Source organism: Streptomyces sp. MK37H (genome assembly GCF_018035285.1).
In the GTDB taxonomy this organism is placed as follows: Bacteria; Actinomycetota; Actinomycetes; order Streptomycetales; family Streptomycetaceae; genus Streptomyces; species Streptomyces endocoffeicus.
Window position 1 is genome coordinate 1 of the sequence record NZ_JAAAYH010000756.1, and the last position, 2,132, is coordinate 2,132.

Genomic DNA, 2,132 nt, shown 5'->3' on the forward strand with positions numbered 1-2,132 from the left:
GTACGGCTGGAATGCCTCCGAGCCGGGGAAGCCGTAGCGGTTCACCCAGATCCGCCGCATGCCCGGGTACCGCTTGGTCGGCATGATGTCGTACTCCCAGCCCTGGGCGGTGTGGATGATGTCCTCGGGGCCGCGGCCGGTGGCCGTCATGAGGTACTCGAACGCCTGCGGCAGCGGCTTGTAGGCGCCGGCCTGCTCGGCGGTGAGCACATGGTCGAAGTCCACGCCCAGCGCCTCGACGGCGTAAGTGATCAGGTCGTCCTCGCTGTTGGAGAGGATCGCGATGTCGTACTCGCCCTTGAGGCGGCGCAGCGCGTCGGGGACCTCGCGGAAGGGGGTGAACTTCTTGATGGCCTCGATCAGCGCCTCGCCGTCCTCGTCCCGGTACTCCAGGCCGTGCAGCGTCATGACATTGCGCAGCGTACGGCGGACGACTTCCCGGTAGGGCAGGTACTCGTCCAGGACGCCCTGGAAGCGCATCACATACGCGTCGTGGTGGAACTGATCGGGGTCCACGCCGAGCTCGGCGAGCCGGTCCTTGACGATCTCGTGGGTGGCGGTGCGGGTGTCGAAGTTGATGAGCGTGCGGTAGCAGTCGAAGGAGACCAGCTTGCGCATGGACGAGTCCTTTCCGGTGAGCGGTTTTGACGGAACGTCAGGCGCGGCTGCTGGCTTCGGCCAGGCCGAGGTTCTTGGTCTCGGGGGCGAGTACGACGGACACCACCAGGCCGATGAGCGTGATGGCCACCCCGATGGCGAGAGTGCCGCGGACCCCGAGGTCGGCGGTGGCCATCGGGAGCAGGAAGGTGCTGGAGGCGGAGCCCACCCGGCTCATGGCGGTGGCGACGCCGACGCCGGTGGCCCGCAGATCGGTGGGGAACAGCTCGCTGGGGTAGACGAACTGCAGCCCGCTGCCCGCCGCCTCGAAGAACTGGAAGGCGGCGAAGAGGGCCACCACGAGGGCCGCGTAGTGCAGTGGCAGCACGGTGAGCGCGATCAGGGAGACGTTGACGCACAGGAAGCTGCCGATGAGCAGCGGACGCCTGCCGACGCGATTGACCACGACCAGCCCCAGGCCCGTTCCGGCGACCGCGAGCGTGGTGATCAGCGCGCTGGCGCCGAAGGTGCCGGTCACCCCGAAGGACTCCAGCATCTGCGGCTGGAAGGACCGCACCGCGAAGGCCGGCGCCACCTGACAGATCCAGAACAGCGAGCAGAACAGCGCGGGGATCCCATAGCCACGGCGGAACATCTCGGCGAGGTTGCCGAGGCCGGAGCCGCCACGCCGGTCCTGACGGACCTCGGCGAGCAGTTCCTCGGCGCTGACCTCCTGGCCGAGGTGGCGGCGTACGACCTCCCTGGCCTCCTCCACCCGTCCCCGCGACGCCAGCCAGCGCGGCGACTCGGGAACGCCCGCCCGCAGGAGCAGGAAGAGCACGGCGGGGACCGCGCCGGAGGCGAGCATCCAGCGCCAGTCGTCGTCGCCGGTGCCCAGCAGCAGCCAGCCTGCCCAGAAGCTGACCCCGTACCCCACCCACCAGGCCAGGACCAGCCCGGACAGCGCGGGGCCGCGCATCCGGCGCGGCACCAGCTCGGTGGTGAGGGCCGAGGCGATCGGGTAGTCGGCGCCGATCGCGATGCCGATGAACAGCCGCAGCACCACCAGCTGCCACGCCTCGGTGACGAAGAACTGCAGCGCGGAGCCGATCACGAACGCGACCAGATTGAGCACATACATCAGATGGCGGCCCACCCGGTCGGTGATCGGGCCGAACACCACACCGCCGAGGAAGACACCTACGAGGACGGACGCCGCCACCAGCCCGGTCCACATCGTGTCCAGGTCCAGGGCCGGGGTGATCAGGCTGAGCGCCACCCCCATGATGCCGAGCAGATAGCCGTCGCAGAACGGACCACCCATGGCGACGGCGACCATTCTGCGGTGGAAGGCGGTGACGGGGGCGTTGTCCAGGGTGGCGGCGGAGCCCTGGACGGGCTCTCGGGAGGGCTCGTGGGAGGTTCTGGGAAGGGACATGCTTGCATCTCCTGGGGACGAGGAGGGGCGCTGCGGCGCGGGCCGATGCCGGGGCGGTGGCGGGCATCGTGGATCAAGCATTCGGTGGACACACACG

Annotated in this window: 2 protein-coding genes; both read right to left on the reverse strand. The window is 69.4% G+C overall.

What is annotated here, in order from left to right:
• Window positions 1-618 (reverse strand): HAD-IA family hydrolase (locus GWI24_RS43570; RefSeq protein ID WP_210951544.1); only part of this gene is annotated, 618 nt, incomplete at its 3' end.
• A 37-nt stretch (window positions 619-655) separates the two neighbouring features.
• Complete coding sequence (locus tag GWI24_RS43575) at window positions 656-2,035, reverse strand: MFS transporter (RefSeq protein ID WP_210951545.1); 1,380 nt, start codon at window positions 2,033-2,035, stop codon at window positions 656-658.
• Between the last annotated feature and the right edge of the window lie 97 nt (window positions 2,036-2,132).